This is a genomic window from Roseburia sp. OM03-7AC (assembly GCF_003462625.1).
Taxonomy (GTDB): Bacteria; Bacillota; Clostridia; order Lachnospirales; family Lachnospiraceae; genus Roseburia_C; species Roseburia_C amylophila.
In genome coordinates, this window is sequence record NZ_QTZJ01000001.1 from 1,012,763 (window position 1) to 1,031,268 (window position 18,506).

At 42.2% G+C, this 18,506-nt stretch carries 12 protein-coding genes; 2 read left to right on the forward strand and 10 right to left on the reverse strand.

Annotated features, from left to right (window positions below):
• Positions 1-30: 30 nt before the first annotated feature.
• Together DXB39_RS15020 and gap are read right to left on the reverse strand one after the other, a co-directional pair.
• Positions 31-1,242: a phosphoglycerate kinase gene (locus DXB39_RS15020; RefSeq protein ID WP_022242404.1), complete on the reverse strand. Its 1,212-nt coding sequence runs from the start codon at positions 1,240-1,242 to the stop codon at positions 31-33.
• Between the two features lie 181 nt (positions 1,243-1,423).
• A complete protein-coding gene (gene gap, locus DXB39_RS04940) occupies positions 1,424-2,440 on the reverse strand; it encodes a type I glyceraldehyde-3-phosphate dehydrogenase (protein WP_022242405.1) in 1,017 nt (338 codons plus the stop codon).
• A gap of 732 nt (positions 2,441-3,172) precedes the next feature.
• On the opposite strand from gap, the gene DXB39_RS04945 reads away from it, so the two are divergent.
• A complete protein-coding gene (locus tag DXB39_RS04945; protein WP_117840779.1) occupies positions 3,173-3,985 on the forward strand; it encodes a histidinol-phosphatase HisJ family protein in 813 nt (270 codons plus the stop codon).
• 217 nt (positions 3,986-4,202) lie between these two features.
• Here DXB39_RS04945 and DXB39_RS04950 read toward each other — a convergent pair whose 3' ends face one another.
• The 7 genes from DXB39_RS04950 to DXB39_RS04980 form a co-directional block, all read right to left on the reverse strand.
• A complete protein-coding gene (locus DXB39_RS04950; protein WP_117840778.1) occupies positions 4,203-5,015 on the reverse strand; it encodes an HAD family hydrolase in 813 nt (270 codons plus the stop codon).
• Positions 5,015-6,628, reverse strand: coding sequence for a phosphoenolpyruvate--protein phosphotransferase (ptsP, locus tag DXB39_RS04955; protein WP_117841236.1), 1,614 nt, complete (start codon positions 6,626-6,628; stop codon positions 5,015-5,017). The genes DXB39_RS04950 and ptsP overlap by 1 nt, the downstream gene beginning before the upstream one ends.
• 19 nt (positions 6,629-6,647) lie before the next feature.
• Positions 6,648-8,084 carry a glycoside hydrolase family 1 protein gene (locus DXB39_RS04960; RefSeq protein WP_117840777.1) on the reverse strand — a complete coding sequence of 479 codons (1,437 nt, stop codon included), beginning with the start codon at positions 8,082-8,084 and terminating at the stop codon, positions 6,648-6,650.
• 173 nt (positions 8,085-8,257) lie between these two features.
• Positions 8,258-10,198: a beta-glucoside-specific PTS transporter subunit IIABC gene (locus DXB39_RS04965; RefSeq protein WP_117840776.1), complete on the reverse strand. Its 1,941-nt coding sequence runs from the start codon at positions 10,196-10,198 to the stop codon at positions 8,258-8,260.
• A gap of 297 nt (positions 10,199-10,495) precedes the next feature.
• Positions 10,496-11,332, reverse strand: coding sequence for a BglG family transcription antiterminator LicT (gene licT, locus DXB39_RS04970; RefSeq protein WP_022242411.1), 837 nt, complete (start codon positions 11,330-11,332; stop codon positions 10,496-10,498).
• Between the two features lie 230 nt (positions 11,333-11,562).
• The gene (mnmA, locus tag DXB39_RS04975; protein WP_022242412.1) at positions 11,563-12,642 is read right to left on the reverse strand and encodes a tRNA 2-thiouridine(34) synthase MnmA; all 1,080 of its coding nucleotides are present in this window, start codon (positions 12,640-12,642) and stop codon (positions 11,563-11,565) included.
• 68 nt (positions 12,643-12,710) lie between these two features.
• Positions 12,711-13,877 carry a cysteine desulfurase family protein gene (locus DXB39_RS04980; RefSeq protein WP_117840775.1) on the reverse strand — a complete coding sequence of 389 codons (1,167 nt, stop codon included), beginning with the start codon at positions 13,875-13,877 and terminating at the stop codon, positions 12,711-12,713.
• A gap of 84 nt (positions 13,878-13,961) precedes the next feature.
• Here DXB39_RS04980 and DXB39_RS04985 point away from each other — a divergent pair, with 84 nt between their 5' ends.
• Positions 13,962-15,284 (forward strand): polysaccharide biosynthesis protein, encoded by a 1,323-nt coding sequence (locus tag DXB39_RS04985; RefSeq protein ID WP_117840774.1) that lies wholly within the window; start codon positions 13,962-13,964, stop codon positions 15,282-15,284.
• Here the strand turns inward: DXB39_RS04985 and DXB39_RS04990 are convergent.
• Positions 15,281-18,481 (reverse strand): ABC transporter permease, encoded by a 3,201-nt coding sequence (locus tag DXB39_RS04990; protein ID WP_243005986.1) that lies wholly within the window; start codon positions 18,479-18,481, stop codon positions 15,281-15,283. The genes DXB39_RS04985 and DXB39_RS04990 overlap by 4 nt on opposite strands.
• Positions 18,482-18,506 lie beyond the last annotated feature (25 nt).

Below are 18,506 nucleotides of genomic sequence, written 5' to 3' on the forward strand. Positions count from 1 at the left end.
TGCCTGCATACAGGCATGTGCTTTAATTCCTTATTTATCGTTTGCTGCTGCAACGCCTGGAAGCTCTTTACCCTCTAAGAACTCTAAGGATGCTCCACCACCTGTTGAGATGTGGCTCATCTTGTCACCGAATCCAAGCTGGTTAACTGCTGCTGCAGAATCTCCACCACCGATGATGGTTGTTGCATCTGTATCAGCTAAAGCTTTTGCTACAGCGATAGTACCTGCTGCAAGAGTTGGGTTCTCGAATACACCCATAGGTCCGTTCCAAACAACAGTTTTAGCAGTCTTAACAGCATCTGCGAAAAGTGTCTGTGTCTTAGGTCCGATATCACAGCCTTCTCTGTCTGCCGGCATCTTGTCTGCATCATAAGTTTCTACTTCAACTGGAGCATCGATAGGATTTGGGAAATCTTTGATTGTTACAGCATCTACCGGAAGAAGAAGTTTCTTTCCAAGTTTCTCTGCCTTTGCCATCATTTCTTTACAATAATCAATCTTAGTATCATCTACTAAAGAGATTCCGATTTCATATCCTTTTGCTTTTAAGAATGTGTAAGCCATACCACCACCGATGATTAAGGTATCACATTTCTCAAGTAAGTTGTTGATTACATTTAATTTATCAGCAACTTTTGCACCACCAAGAATTGCAACGAATGGTCTTACCGGATTCTCTACTGCATTTCCAAGGAAGTCGATTTCTTTCTGCATTAAGTATCCAACTACTGCAGTGTCAACTAACTGTGCAACACCTACGTTAGAACAATGTGCTCTGTGAGCTGTTCCGAATGCATCATTTACAAATACATCACAGATAGAAGCAAGGTCTTTAGAGAAAGCTTCTCCGTTCTTTGTCTCTTCTGGTCTGAAACGTGTATTCTCAAGCAAGATAACATCGCCATCGTTCATAGCTGCTACTGCTGCTCTTACGTTCTCACCAACAACTTCAGGGTCAACAACGAATTTAACTTCCTGTCCTAATAACTCTGTAAGTCTTGCTGCTACTGGTGCAAGAGTTTTGGTCTGTTTATCTTCTTCTGTTTTTACTTTTCCTAAATGGGAGCAAAGGATAACCTTTCCACCATCAGCGATTAATTTCTTGATTGTAGGAAGTGCTGCAACCAGACGGTTCTCGTCTGTAATCTTTCCTTCTTTTAATGGTACGTTGAAATCACATCTGCAAAGAACGCGAAGTCCTTTTACATTAATATCATCTATAGATTTTTTATTTAATGACATATTAAGTAGTCTCCTTTAAATTTTATTTCTAATAGCAAGAAAGAGCCCGGTCCCAAAAGACCGGACCCTTTTCCTGAGTCTTATCTGCACTCTGGCAGCCTGTCGCTTAAAAAAGTAGTCTACCGTGCAGTGATTGTTCGTTAAACTACGGGAAACACGCTTTGCGGGTTTCTCTCGTAAATTATGCTAACTCGCTGAAGTATTTGATTGTACGAACCATCTGAGATGTGTAGCTGTTCTCGTTATCATACCAAGAAACAACCTGTACTTCGTACAGATCATCAGATACCTGGTTAACCATGGTCTGTGTTGCATCGAACAGAGAACCGAATCTCATTCCAACGATATCAGAAGATACGATTTCGTCTTCATTGTATCCGAAGGACTCGTTAGCTGCTGCTTTCATAGCTGCATTGATATCTTCTTTTGTAACGCCAGCTTTCTTAACAACTGCTGTTAAGATTGTTGTAGATCCTGTAGGGGTTGGAACACGCTGAGCAGATCCGATTAATTTTCCGTTCAGTTCTGGGATAACAAGTCCGATAGCTTTTGCTGCACCAGTGCTGTTTGGAACGATGTTAACTGCTGCTGCACGAGATCTTCTTAAATCACCTTTTCTCTGTGGTCCATCAAGAGTCATCTGATCACCTGTGTAAGCATGGATTGTTACCATGATACCAGACTGGATTGGAGCATATTTATTTAATGCATCAGCCATAGGTGCTAAGCAGTTTGTTGTACAAGAAGCTGCTGAAATGATTGTATCAGATGCTTTTAATGTCTCATGGTTTGTGTTGTATACGATTGTAGGAAGGTCATTACCTGCTGGAGCAGAAATAACAACTTTACGAGCACCTGCATTGATGTGTGCCTGTGCTTTCTCTTTGCTTGTATAGAAACCTGAACACTCTAATACAACGTCAACTTTTAATTCACCCCATGGGCAGTTGTTTGCATCTGGGAATGCATAGATTTTGATTTCTTTTCCACATACGATGATAGAATCATCTGTGCAAGATACTTCATCAGCATGCTCATATTTACCCTGAGAAGAATCATATTTTAACAAGTGTGCTAACATTTTAGGGCTTGTTAAATCGTTGATTGCTACTACTTCGTATCCTTCAGCACCAAACATCTGTCTGAATGCCAGACGACCAATACGGCCGAATCCATTAATTGCTACTCTTACTGCCATTATTAATTCCTCCTAGAAATTTAATATAAAATATCTTTATTTGGGATTGTACCCAATCTGGTATTATTCTAACCAATTTTTGTCGAAAGTTCAAGTAGTTCCCATCACTTTGTTAATTTTTTCACTATTTTTATTTCTTCTTTCTCATTTTCAAACAAATGTTACAATAGCTTTTCCATTTTTCATACTGTCTTTTGACAGATTGTCAAATTTCTATTATAGTATTCTGTGTATTATATACAAAGATTTTACTATACTCGTGAAAATGTAACATTTTTCTTAGTAGAAATGTGTAAACACCGGGTAAGGTTTGTGCAATATGTAGGCGAAAGGAATGGGAAAGCTTCTCCCCGAAAACACTGGAACAGTTATGATGTGAGAATCCGCAGCACTTCACGGGCAGTATTTTTCTTGAAATTAGGCTGTCTTTCCGGCTGCTTTGACCGGATACTGCTTTTGTCTGCCAGCAGCGGATACCACACTTTGTCTGAAGGGACTCTAAGAATTCCTAACAGACGCTGTTCACGGTATCCGCACGCCGGCAGACAAAATGCAGTATACTGTCAAACATTGGAAAGACTGCTTATTATAAAAGAAAGAAAAATACTGCAGGTTGAAGTGCCGGCTTCTTACATACAAACGTTCCGGTGCTTTTTGGAAGAAGCTTTCTCATCCAGTTCCCCACCTGCACAACCTTACCCGCCATACACCACCCACAGAAAGGAACACACTATGCTTTGGGACACACATATGCACACTGCTTTTTCTACCGACAGTGAGACCTCACCAGAATCCATGATTAAAGCCTCTATCGAACTGGGACTTGGCGGAATCTGCATTACCGACCATATGGATTATGATTATCCAAAAGAACATCCGGAGGATGAACCGGAATTTATCTTAGACACTCCGGTCTACTTCCCAACTATCCAGAAGCTGGGCCAGCAATACAAAGATAAAATAAAAGTGCTGACCGGCATTGAGCTTGGATTGCAGCCTCATCTTGCAGCGAAACATCAGGAACTGATAAGCCGATATGACTTTGATTTTGTCATCGGCTCTTCCCATGTAATCCACGGCAAAGACCCTTACTACTCCCGCTTTTTTGAAGGAAAAACCGAACAGCAGGCTTACCAGGAATATTTTGAATCTATCCTGGAAAATCTTGCGGTATTTGATAATTTTGATGTATATGGACATATCGATTATGTGGTACGCTACGGTCCAAACCGGAACCTTAAATATTCTTATCAGAAATATGCCGATGTCATTGATGCGATTTTAGAAAAGCTCATTGATATGGGAAAAGGAATTGAAATCAATACCGGTGGTTTCAAATATGGTCTGGGACATCCGAATCCAACAGAAGATATTATAAAACGTTATCACGAACTAGGCGGTGAAATCATTACCATCGGTGCCGATGCCCACAAACCGGAGCATGTTGCATTTGATTTTGCAAAAGTACCGGATATTTTAAAGGCCGCAGGCTTTCAGTATTTTACTGTATTCGAAAAGAGAAAACCGGCTTTTCTTCCGTTGTAAACTATGGGAATCACGCTTTACGAATTTCTCACCTTATTGCGGTGTTCATCAAATCTGTATGCAGGCACGCGATTTTTCCTGTGTATGCAAAAGTAACGGCGCGGTTCGTCAACTGCGGAAACAACATAAATACAGTAAAGGGCACTTATCATGTCTCCTAAGTTGACGAACCACGCCGCCTTTTTCTATCATAAGAAAATTGTTTTTACTTCAAATCCTACCCCAGCAGATGCAGCCGTTCGAATGCATGATACAGTCCGTCTTCATCAATCTTATCTGTAACCATATCCGCATACTGTTTTACTGCCGGAATCGCATTTCCCATTGCCACACCTGTTCCTGCAAATTGCAGCATTTCCACATCATTTGGTCCATCTCCAAAAGCAATGGTATCTTCCCTGCCTATCTTTAACTCATCCATAAGCCGCTGCATTCCAGTTGCTTTGTTGACGCCCATCTTCGTCATTTCACCGGACATCTGACGGTCCTTGCCAAAGCTTGCTCCGGTTATCTTGATATAATTTCCGACTTCCTTCTGCATCACATCCACCGGAATATCGGCATCAAAATACATTCCACTTTCAAGAGCCGGCATCTGTTCCGGATGTTCAACAAGCGTCAATCCGTTTAGAGCACCGTCAATATCAAGTCCAAGCCGCATACAGCGTTCTCTCATTTTCTTTGCATTCTCTTCATCCACATAACGTCCGTTGATTCCCTGCAGCATAAAGCATGCACCGTGCTCCTTCAGCACCTCTACCATATCCTGCACCTTATCATTTGCCAGAACGCTATGGTAAATCACCTTATCATTTGCAGACACATAAGCACCTGCCGAAGCCACAATGGCATCAAATCCAAACTCTAAAAGCCATGGATACACATTCGTTACAGTTCTTCCGGTACATAACGAAATCAGATGTCCCCGCTTTCTGGCAATGCTTAATGCTTCCCTGGCAGATTCCGGCATATGCATGGTGAAATCCACCAGGGTTCCGTCTACATCCAAAAAAATCAGTTTACGGCTCATTATTCTGCGTCCCGAATCGCTTTTCGAACCGGAAGAACACAGCCAGGAGAAACAGATAATTCATCTACCCCCATCTCTAAGAAACGCTGGGTCAGAGTTGTATCTGCCCCAAGTTCTCCACATATTCCTGCCCAGATGCCTGCCTTGTGTGCATTTTCCACGGTCATCTGAATCAGCCGGAGCACTGCTTCATGATGCGGATTATAGAAGCTGTCAAGCTTTGCATTCTGACGGTCAATTGCCAGTGTATACTGGGTCAGGTCGTTGGTTCCGATACTGAAGAAATCAACCTCTTTTGCCAGTTCATCACTCATTACTGCTGCTGCAGGAGTTTCAATCATGATACCCTGCTCCACATTTCCAAAAGGAATCCCTTCCTTTGTAAGTTCTTCTTTCACTTCTTCTGAAATTGCTTTAATCTTACGCACTTCATCTACCGAAATAATCATCGGATACATAATTGCAATATTTCCGTAATTGCTTGCGCGGAATAAAGCACGGAGCTGGGTCTTAAAAATTTCCGGCCGGGTCAGGCAGATCCGGATGGCACGATATCCCATTGCCGGATTGTCTTCTTTGTCGAGGTTAAAGTAGTCCACCTGCTTATCGGCTCCGATATCCAGGGTACGGATAATAACCTTCTTTCCTGCCATGGTCTCTGCGACCTGCTTATAAGCTGCAAACTGTTCTTCTTCTGTTGGGAAGGTATCTTTTTCAAGATAAAGAAATTCACTACGGAAAAGTCCGATTCCACCGGCATCATTTTTAAGTACTGCCGCTAAGTCAGAGACATTTCCGATGTTGGCATAAAGATTGATTTTCTGACCACTCTTTGTCACATTTTCTTTTCCCTTTAAAGTCAGCAGTAATTCCTTCTGTTTTGCATCCTCTTCTGCTTTTTTCTTATATTCTGCCAAAGCTGCTTCATCCGGTTCAATGATAAGAGTTCCGGTATAGCCATCCACAATTGCCTGTTTTCCGTTCCACTCTTCCTTGATTTCCACACCAATCAGTGCCGGGATGCCCATAGTTCTTGCTAAAATTGCAGTATGTGAATTCGTAGAGCCCAGCTGTGTTACAAATGCCAGCAGCTTACTTTTATCCATCTGTACAGTTTCACTCGGAGCTAAATCCTTTGCTACGATAATAACCGGCTCATCTCCAAGGTCGCTTCCCATATCATTTCCACATAATACATTGATGACACGCTCAGAAATATCCTTCATATCAATGGAACGGGCTTTGAAATACTCGTCATCCATATTTGCAAATACTTCTGCAAAGTTATCTCCGGTAACACCTACCGCATACTCTGCATTTACGCTCTGGCTCTCAATAAGATTGTGAACAGAATCATTATAATCTCCATCCTCTAACATCATGGCATGCACATCAAAAATCTGTGCATTTACTTCACCCACTTCTTTTAATGCTTTCTTGTAAAGCGTGTGGAGCTGTTCAATTGCAGTCTGCTTTGCTGCTTCATAGCGGGCAATCTCTGCTGCCGGGTCTTCTATTCTCTTTCTCACCACCTGATTTTCAGCTTTTAAAAGGAATTTTACCTTTCCGATTGCAATACCGCTGAATACCTTTTTTCCATTAAACTTTTCCATAGTCCATACCTTCTTTCTTTTATAAGTTTTCTCCATTTGAAGCAATTACTTCTTTATACCAGTCGAAGGATTTTTTCTTTCTTCTTGCAAGAGTTCCGGTTCCATCATCATATTTTTCTACATAGATGAAGCCATATCTCTTTGCCATTTCTCCGGTGGATGCACTTACTAAATCAATGCAGCCCCATGGTGTATATCCCATCAGGTCAACGCCATCTTTTACCGCTTCTTTCATCTCTTTGATATGATCCCGCAGATAGTCGATACGGTAATCATCCTGAATGCTTCCATCTTCTTCTAATTTGTCATAAGCGCCAAGACCATTTTCTACTACCATAACCGGAATCTGATAACGGTCATAAATTTCATTTAAGGAATAACGTAATCCCTGTGGGTCAATCTGCCAGCCCCAGTCACTTGCCTTAAGATATGGATTCTTAAGACCGGCAATCAGGTTTCCATCCGTCTGCTCGCCATTTGGATCTTTTGATACACAACTGCTCATATAATAGCTGAGTGTATAGAAATCCACACAGCCTTCCCGCAGAATTTCTTCATCGCCCGGTTCCATTTTAACATGAATATTATTTTCTTCAAAATACCGCTCCATATACGCCGGATATTCTCCTCTTACCTGCACATCGGAACAGAACCAGTTCATAATCCGCATTTCCTTCTGTGTTGCTAATACATCCTCCGGATTGCAGGTAAATGGATACTTGGTCATAAAGACATTCATATCACCGATAAGATATTCCGGATATTTTTCATGTGCTAATTTTACTGCTTTTGCGCTGGCAACAAACTGATGATGCAATGCCTGGAAACGAACCTTCGGGTCATCCGGAATCTCTGTAATTTTTCCCTCATAGCCTTTTACAGTTCCAAGGGAAAGCAGGTTGCCAAGCGGTGTGGTTCCGCCATTGATTTCATTGAAGGTCAGCCAGTATTTTACTTTGCCCTGATATCTTTCGAAAATTGCCTTGCAGTAATTCAAGAAATAATCAATACATTCTCTGGCTTCCCAGCCATTGTATTTTTCAATCAGTGCATATGGCATTTCATAATGGGAAATGGTTACCAGCGGCTCAATGCCATATTTTAAACATTCATCAAATACTTTATCGTAGAATGCCAGTCCTGCTTCGTTTGGTTCATTCTCCATTCCGGTCGGGAAAATTCTTGTCCATGCAATGGATAAACGGAATACTTTAAATCCCATTTCTGCAAATAATGCAATATCCTCTTTGTAATGATGATAGAAATCAATTGCTTCGTGGCTCGGATAGAGATATTCCGGATGAATGGTTCTTGTTACCTTTTTCGGCTCGGTATGGGAACCATTCGTACACATATCAGAAACAGATGCTCCTTTTCCATCTACATCCCATGCTCCCTCAAACTGATTGGCTGCGGTTGCACCGCCCCAGAGAAAATCTTTACGAAATGTCTTCATTGCTTTTTCCTCCTGCTTCTTATTATTTTTATTTGTGAAAATTTATAATTTCTGTTTTTATATTTTTCTTTTCTCATTCTGCCCTGCAATAAGGCTTCTGATTTTGTTGGATAGAGCACGAGCCCTTTATCAGAGCCCGCACCCTTAGGTATAAAAAACTATGGAAAACTAATTTATAAAACGGTAATCAATGCGTCCAACGCTGCAACTTTCTTTGCATCTGTCGGAACTACATCTGCGTAATCTGCTGTGTTGCTGATGATAACCGGAGTCAGAACGGAATATCCTGCTCCTGTAATCTTTGCAATATCAAATTCCAATAAAAGGTCACCTTTCTTTACTTTGGCTCCCTGTGCTACCTTCGGTGTAAATCCTTCTCCATCTAATTTCACGGTATCCATGCCCACATGAATCAGGATTTCTGCTCCGCCATCGGATACTATTCCAATGGCATGACCGGTTGGGAAGAAGGTTACTACTTCGCCATCACATGGTGCATATAATTTGCCTTCGGACGGGAGAATAGCAACACCCTGACCTAATGCTCCGCTTGAAAATGCTTCATCTTCTACTTCTTCCAAGGCTTTTACTTCTCCGGTAAGAGGAGATGCAATTACCTGGTTTGCTGCGGTTTTTGTGCCTTTCTTTTCTATTTTTGCTTCATCATTCTGTGGAGCATCATCATGATAGGTAATGTAAGTTGCTACGAATGCAACTACCATAGCTACTGCCATACCGATTAATACCCAGATCAAACTGTAAACGCTCTTTGACTCACCATCGATGAATGCCGGAAGTCCGAAGAATCCAAGACCCCCCATCATATAAGTTTTAACTCCGGCAAATCCTATGATTCCACCACCGATAGCGGATGCAATACAGGAAATTACGAATGGTTTTTTCTTTGGAAGTGTAATACCATAAATACATGGCTCTGTTACACCAAAGAGTCCTGAGATAAACGCCGGTAATGCAATATTTCTAAGTTTCTTATCTTTTGTCTTTAATACAATTGCCAGTACAACCATGGACTGCGCAAAAGATGCTGCGAAATATGGAGAAAGGATGAAGTCATATCCTAAAGTTCCATAATTAATCATTGCCAGTGGAACAAGTCCCCAATGTAATCCGAAGATTACCAGTACCTGCCAGAATGCTCCGACTAAGATACCTGCTACAAGACCTCCTACAACCGGAAGGTTATAGATTGCTCCGAAAATAATACCGATAATGTTGCAAAGGAAAGTAGATACCGGTCCGATTACCAGATAGGTAAGTGGAACCATTACTGCCAAAGTTACAACCGGAACGATAAATGTTTTAATAACGTCCGGAATTACTTTCTTTAATCTCTTTTCCAGCCAGGCAGCACAAGCCACTGCAATAACAATTGGTACTACCGAAGAAGTATAACCACTGGATGGCATAATAACAGGAATTCCAAAAAAGGTTGTATAATAATTCATTTCAAAGGAAGTTCCTGCAAACAGGGAACCTATCAGTTCTCCTGAAGTCAGATTAACCAGTGCCGGATAGGTAAGTGATATACCAAGTGCCATTCCGATAAATTCATTCATCTTAAATTTCTTTGCTGCAGTATATCCTAAGATAATCGGCAGGAAATAGAAGAATCCGTCTCCAATGGAATACCAGAGCTGATATGCTCCGCTTGTGGTAACATCAATTCCTGACTGACTTGCGATAAAAGACCACAGCGCCAAAAGACCTTTGATAATACCTGCTGCACAAAGCACACCAAGGAATGGCTGGAATACACCGGAAATCAAATCAATGAGTCTTGCACCAAGCCCCATCTTCTCTCCGCCGTCTTCTGCATCCTCGGAAACAGCTCCGTTTCCGGCCAGATGTGCATGTTCACAAACCACATCATAGACATCCGGTACATGATTTCCGATTACTATCTGATACTGTCCGCCGGATTTCATTACTGTCACAATTCCTTCCGTTGCTTTTAACACTTCGGTGTTAGCCTTGGACTCGTCTTTTAATTTAAAACGAAGTCTGGTAACACAGTGCGCAAGGCTTATGATATTCTCCCTGCCGCCTACGTTCTGGATAATAATTCTTGCCAGTCCATCATACTTACTTGCCATAACAATCCCTCCATTTTTATTTTTTATAGCATGTTCATTTTTATCTAAAACACTCCTGTGTTTTATTCATTTTGTTAAAAACAACGAATGTGCCTTGGCACATTCTCGCGCCTGCGGCGGTCGCTTGCGACATCTACCTTATACGCCGCAGTGTGCATCCTCGCGGAGCGTTTTTTAATTTACAGGAAAGCAATTTCCTGTAAATTAAAAAAGCCCAAACAAATAAAACTCTTCCTATGAGTCTTATTCGTCTGGGTTTTGCCGTCTTAACGTAACAATCCCTTGCCGAAAGGGTATTTACTTATTCATACTGTGAATCACACGATGAATGTGTACTGCCAGATAGGAAATCTCTACATCCGAGACTTCATAATCAAGCTTCTTCTTCATGTAACTCTTTATCTTCTGTGCACATTCGTAGGAACGCGGGAAACGATCCGCAATCAACTGGTCAAATTCTTCATCATTACGTTCACTGTCTTCCCGACTGATTACCCGCTGTACAAAGAATCTTAAATGCGTTACAAAACGCTCATAGGACAGGCTCTTTTCATCCAATTCCACCTGAAAGGTATATCTGACTATATTGAGTATATCCTTTATCATTGCCGGCATGTTCCTGGACTGATTCATCTGACCGCCCATCTGTGCATTTACCAGATGCATCGCAATAAATCCAGCTTCATCCTCCGGCAGCTCCACGTCTAGTTCCTGTTTTACAATATCTAAGGCTTTCAATCCCACCTGAAATTCTGCATTGTAGAATTTCTTCATCTCCCAGGAAAGCTCATTCGCAACAACGATGCCCTGCTGCTTTCTCTCTATGGCGTATCCCAAGTGGTCTGTTAATGTCACATAAATATTTTTACTTAAATGATAACCTAATGTTTCTCTGGCATATGCGATAACCAGCTCGGCTGTCCGGATATATTCATACGGCATGTCCTTTACCACCTGCATGAACTGGCTGGTACTTTCGTCCGGAAGGGAGAATACTTTTTCTATCTTTGTCTCATCTATTTCTTCTCCGGCTTTCTTTCCGAAGCCTATGCCCTTTCCCATAACGATGATTTCTTTACCTTTATCGTCCTCGGAACTGATTACATTATTGTTAATTACTTTGATAATCTGCATTACGTTTCACCTGTTTATGATATAAAAAAAGCTGCATTACACTCTAAATAATCCGACCTAACAATTATCTTAAAGTGCAATCCAGTCTTGCCTATCTCTAGTAACAATCCGGTTTGCGTCCCTGCTTATTACATTACAAATGTACTATATTTTATCAGAAACGTCAAGTCCGGAATGTAAACTTCGTATATAATATATAATTTTATCATTTCATTTTTGTGCAAAATTCACTATTTTCCTATAATAATTCCACCGCCTGCGACAAATTCCCCATCATAAAATACCACCGCCTGACCCGGTGTCACAGCACGGACCGGTTCTTCAAAATGACAGCGGATCCTGCCCTCTCCGATATTTTCCACGGTACACATGGCTCCTGCATGTCCATAACGGATTTTACCTAAGAGACGTCTGCCATCAAAATCGGTAAGTCCCATATAATTGACATGGTCTGCAACCAGTGTATCCGTAAATACATCCTCTGGCGAACCTACCACTACTTCATTGGTTTCCGGTCTTATTTCTGTTACAAAAATCCGTTTGCCATATGGTATATTCAAGCCACGGCGCTGTCCTACGGTATAGTGGGTAATTCCTTTGTGCCGTCCGATAATTTCACCATCTTTTGTCACAAAGTTTCCCTCTCCCGGAACTGCATCTCCAACCTCACGGTCAATAAAACCTGCATAGTCATTATCCGGGATAAAGCAGATTTCCTGGCTGTCTCTCTTATGAGCCACCGGAAGTCCCACCTCTTCTGCAATTTTGCGGATTTCATCTTTATGATAAGCACCTACCGGCATCAATGTATGGGATAACTGCTCCTGTGTCAGGTTATATAATGCATAGGTCTGATCCTTGGCTGCTGTTACAGATTTTGCCACTGCGAAACGTCCGTTGTCACATTTTGCAATTCTTGCATAATGTCCGGTTGCAATATAATCTGCTCCGATGCTTAAGCTTCTGGCAAGAAGTGACTCCCATTTCACATAACGGTTACAGGCAATACATGGATTCGGCGTTCTTCCTGCCAAATATTCTGCCACAAAATAATCCATTACATACTGTTTAAATTCCTGCTTAAAGTTCATCACATAATATGGTATTTCCAACCGGTCAGCCACTCTTCTGGCATCATCCACGGCACTGAGGCCACAGCAGCCACCATTTTCCTGCTGCTGTGTCTCTTCCTCATCCTGCCAGATCTGCATGGTTACACCAATCACATCATAGCCCTGTTCCTTTAAAAGATATGCCGCAACGGAAGAATCCACTCCGCCGGACATTCCAACTACTACTTTTTCCTTCATATATTTAATCCTATCCTACAGGCAAATTTTTAGCTGCACTCACAGTTTACCCACACTGCCAGCATCCGTCAAGTGAATTTTACGGTTTCCTTCTGTCCCCTTAGGATTGTGACATTCTTTTTGATGCAGGCAGTCACATAATCAATCTGCTCTGCCGTAATTTTTTCATTTAAAGTAAGCCGCAATGCTCCCCTTGCAATTTCCGGCGGTACACCGATGGCTGTTAACACATGGGATGGCTCATGTTCTCCGGAAGAACACGCTGAACCTGCCGATGCACAGATTCCATCCATATCCAGCATAACCAAAAGATTCCCACCTTCTAACTCATCAAAACAAAAGTCCACATTATTCGGAAGGCGGTTGTTCCATTCCCCATTCAGCCTTACCTTCGGCACCTGCTTTAATACTGAATAAATCAAGTAATCCCGCATCCTTGTCTCGATTTCCATCCGCTCTTTTAAGCTTTCCATTGCCATGGCTGCCGCTTTTCCCATGCCTACAATTCCCGGCACATTCTCAGTTCCCGCCCGGACACCGCTTTCCTGGCCTCCTCCATGGATAAAAGGAGGTATCCTCTTTTTCTTTCGCACATATAAAAATCCGGTTCCCTTAGGTCCGTTGAATTTATGTGCGCTGGCACTCATCATATCAATATTCATTCTGTTGACCTCAATGGGAATATGTCCATATGCCTGTACGGCATCCGTATGAAAACAGATTCCATATCTCCTGGCAAGCATACCGATTCCTGCTATAGGTTCTATGGTACCAATCTCATTATTTGCCATCATAACAGAAATCAATATGGTATCCGGCCGGATTGCCCGCCGCACCTGCTCCAAGGAAACCGTTCCCTTGTCATCTACCGGAAGGTAAGTAATCTCATAACCATTCTGTTCCAGATATCCGCAGGTTCTTAAAATGGCATGATGCTCTATTTTCGTGGTAATGATATGCCGGCCACGCATAACCATACTTTCTGCGGTACATTTCAATGCCCAGTTATCAGATTCACTTCCTCCGGCTGTGAAATATATTTCCTCCGGCTGCGCCCCGATGCTCTGCGCAATGATCTGCCGGCTTTCTTCTATGGCATCATGACTTTTTTGCCCCAGATCATACAGGGCAGATGGGTTTCCATAACGGCGCTCATAAAAGGGCAGCATTGCTTCGATTACTTCCGGTGCTGTCAGTGTTGTTGCTGCATTATCAAGATAAATCATTTTCTTCATGCTTCTTTCCCTCTGAGAATAGTTCTTTCTGCCTCTGATTTATCATATACTTTTGACAAATCTGCTTTTTCATGGAGGCTCCAATTGAAACCGTTGAAATCCATTTCAAATCCACTGATTGCCGGTACTCTCCTGCTTACTGTGACCGGACTTTCCAGCAGAGTAATCGGTTTCTTCTATAGAATATTCCTCTCCCGCATAATTGGTGCAGAAGGTCTTGGAATTTATCAGCTTATTTTTCCGGTTTTTGCCCTCTGTATTGCCTTCAGTTCCTCAGGCATCCAGACCGCTGTCTCCCGCTTTGTTGCTGCAGCCGACCATAAAAATACCGGCATGAGTTACCTCTATGCCGGTCTGGTTCTTTCTGTGGGAATTGCACTCTCACTTACTGTTATTCTGATTTCTTATTCTGATTTTATTGCCATTCATATTTTAGATGAAGCCCGTTGTGCTCCACTCCTTGTTATTCTTTCCTACTGCCTGATTCCTGCCAGTGTCCATGCCTGTATCAATGGTTATTATTATGGGAAGAAGAAAACTCTGGTACCATCCGTAAGCCAGCTTATGGAGCAGGTTGTCCGGGTCTTAAGTGTCTATACACTTTATCTTATCTGCCTGGAAAAAAGTTATCCCATCACACCATCCATTGCTGTCTGGGGTGTTGTCTGCGGTGAACTGGCTTCTTCACTCTTTTCCGTAAGCTGCCTTCATTTCCAAAAGTGCAGCAGGCATATAAAAAGAATTTTTAAGGAGCTTTCCCTCTTTGCGCTGCCCCTTACCACCAATCACGTAGCATATCACTTATTTTCCAGTATTGAAGCCATTCTGATTCCCATCTGCTTAAAAAAATATGGCTACAGCAATCAGGATGCCTTGAGCGTCTTCGGCATTTTTACCGGAATGGCAATGCCAATGATTCTTTTTCCCAATGTCCTTGTAAATTCTGTCTCGGTGCTGCTGATGCCTGCTATTTCAGAAGCCTATGCAAGAAAGGATTTTCACTTAATCCGCCGTACTATTAAAAAAACGGTGTTTTATTGTCTGCTTCTTGGCTTTTCCTGTACCTTCGGTTTTCTTCTGACTGGGAAATGGATTGGACAATTCGTTTTCCAGAACACATTAGCCGGCAGTTTCATACTCATATTAAGCTGGATCTGCCCTTTCCTCTATCTGTCCACCACCCTTACTTCCGTTCTTCACGGTCTAGGGAAACCGGGGCGTGCGTTCTACATTAATATGAGCGGCTGCACTTTACGCATTTTCTTTATCTATGCACTGATTCCAACATATGGCATCCGCTGCTACCTCTATGGCATGCTTGCAGGCGAACTGCTGACTACTTTTTTATCCTTTCTTGCGCTCCTTCGGTTTGCCAGAAAAAAATCGCAAAAAAACAGTCTGCTTTAGTCTATTGATTTTAAGGATTCTGCCATGTTGATACGTTCTAATTTGCCTGTCATCATACAGTTTACAATCCATGCAAAGCCCATCGTCAGCAAAACACTAAAGAGATAACTTACTGCATTAATCTGTACATTAAAGGATACCATATCAATCTGTATCTCACCCATTACAAAACGATGGAACCATTTTCCTAAAATCAGTCCCAGTCCGCAGCCGATAGCAGTTAAGACCATATTCTCCCGAAACACATAAGATGCCGTTTCCTTTGGATAGAAGCCTAATACTTTAATGGTAGCTATCTCCCTCACCCGTTCCGTAATATTGATATTATTAAGATTATATAATACGATAAATGCCAGTGCTCCGGCACAGATAATAATGATAATGACAATATAATTCATACAGGACATCATCTGTGAAATCCGGCTTAACATATCGGAATTAACGGTTACTGCCGTCACACCATCTGCTTTCATCAGTGCCGCACTCACTTCATGAATATCTGACGCATCCGGCAGTCTCACATACACATTTTTAAATACCACATCCCCAATCTGTTTTTCATAGGATTCCGGTGCAATGTATACATAATTATAAATATGATTCTCACAGATTCCGGTGACTTTTAAGTGCATCTCATTGTTGTCACTGTCACGCAGCAGAATCGTATCGCCTTTTTTGACTGCATAGGTTTCTGCCACTTTCTTCGAAAGTACTGCTTCTCCTTCTTTTGGATAAGCAATCGGCTCCTGTTTCTTTGTATGCAGCGAAATAAAGTCTCCTACTTCATCCGGATTTTCCACTGCCACCATATGAATCGACTTAGTTCCTTTATCTGTCACCAGGTCAATGGTCTTTTCCATGGCATACATGCCTGCTGCATTTTCCTTTTCCAATACAGAATCTAAAGATTTAAGGTCAGCCTCTCCCGGCATCTTTCCATCTTTTAATGTAACTCCAATGTCGTAAAGCTGGATTTCTTCATACTGCTGGTCTGCCACTGCCACTACAGAATCTCTTACACCAAAGCCCATCACCAGCAATGCCGTACAGCCACTGATTCCGATTACCATCATAAAGAAACGCTTCTTATAGCGAACAATATTTCTTACGGATACCTTCTGCAAGAATTTAAGTCTCTTCCAGATAAATGGTACATGCTCTAAGAATACACGTTTTCCGGCTTTTGGTGCTTTCGGCCGCATCAAATCTGCCGCCACTTCTTTTAACTCTTTATGGCAGGACAGCCAGGTCGTCCCAACGGAGCAAAGTACTGCAACGGTAAGTGAAACCAGTGCCAGTGGCAGGTCAGACACATAATAAATCCCACCCATTTTATAGACAATTCCATAGGCGGTTATGATGACTAACGGAAAGAAATGGATTCCCAGCACATAGCCGATTAACGTTCCGCTGATGGCTGCAGAGCCGGAATAGAAAAGATATTTTCCCATTATCTTTCCTTCACTAAAACCCAGTGCCTTTAATACTCCAATCTGTGTCCGCTGTTCTTCTACCATACGATTCATGGTCGTCATGCAGATTAACGCTGCCACCAGAAAGAAGAATACCGGAAATACATTGGCAATTCCTTTTACTACACCGGAATCATTTTTCAGGCACACATAACCCACATTGGTATTCCGGTCCAGTACATAAGTCTCCGGTTTCTCGATTTCATCTATCTTACTCTGTGCATCTGCTATCTGGTCATCCGCATCCTGCATCTGCTCATCAAATTCACTCTGCTTCTCCTGATACTGCAGTAAGCCGTCTGCCAGCTCTGTTTCTGCAGCCTCAAGCTGATCTTCTTTTTCTTCTATCTGTTCTTTTGCTGCCACAAGCTGGTTCTCCCCATCCGTAAGCTCTGCCTTTGCAGCTGCCAGTGCATTTTTTCCATCTTCTATCTGCTGCTTTGCGGCTGCCAGCTGGCTTTCCGCAGAAGAAAGCTGACCTGCGGCTGCTTCTAATTCCGCATTCTTTGCATTTAATTCTGCTTCTGCACCGGCAACCTCCGTTAAACCGGCTTCAATCTGTGCCAGCATCTCTTCATAGCCCGGAGTATTTTCCGTCAACTGCGCTTTTGCAGCCTCAAGGCTGTTTCTCTGATCCGTCACCTGCTGCTTTGCTGCCAAATAAGCATTCAATCCCTGCTCATACTCTGCCTTTTTTGCTGCCAGTGCACTTTCCTGCCCGGAAATCTGCTGCGATGCGCTCTCTAATTCTGCCGCCTTAGAAGACAATGCATCCTTCCCGGACTGCAGCTCCGATGCTTTAGCAGAAAGCTCGGTCTTTGCAGAAGCAATCTGATTTTTTCCATCGGAGATCTCTGTTTCTCCATCCGTAAGCTGCTGCTTTGCCGATTCTAATTCCGCTTCCGCTTTTGCCCGCTTTTCCTCTAACTCTTCCTTCTTCTCATCCAGTTCGTCCTGTGCGTCTTTTACAATCTTTTCATAACGGATATCTGCCTGTTCCTTTGTATAGGCCTCCCAGTCTGCTTCCTTTGCGTCCATATAGGAATCATACTCATCGGAATAGATGTCATAATCTTCATCAAATTTAATATAGATTTCTGTGTCATAATCTACTGCAAATCCATCTTTTAATATATAGGCAAATCCGCTGATTCTGCCATTTCCAATGGATGTATTGCCACGTTCAAACTGGATATAGCACGGTGACTGTACCAGTCCGGTAATCGTATATTCTTTGTATGCAAATTTATCTAAATCATCTGTTGTATTATTTTCCGAAAGAACCAGCTTGCTTCCAATGGCATCTTCTGAAAAAAGTGCGGAATCTACCACACATTCATCAGCAGACTGCGGCATTTCTCCGGCAATCAGCTTCAGTTTATTGACCTTCTCTGTGATGGAATGCATCTTGATAACGCGCTCATTTTCTCCGGCATCCTTATAAAGAACCTCTGCCGATATGGCACCCTCTGCCGCCCGGACATCTTCTTTTTCTGCCAGTGCTTCTACATTTTCTTCTGTAAAGCCAAGTGTGGATACCAGACGATAATCATAGAATTGCAAATCCTTTAAATAGACATCCGCAGAATGCACCATGACCGACTGGGTAATCTTAAGGCCGGAAAAAAATGCAACACCCAGTGCAATAATGGCAAGGATAGCAAAATATCTTCCAAAGCTTTTCTTTATCTCACGAAATGTATTTCTCTTCATCATGGATTTCATATTTCAAACCCTTTCTTTTCCACAT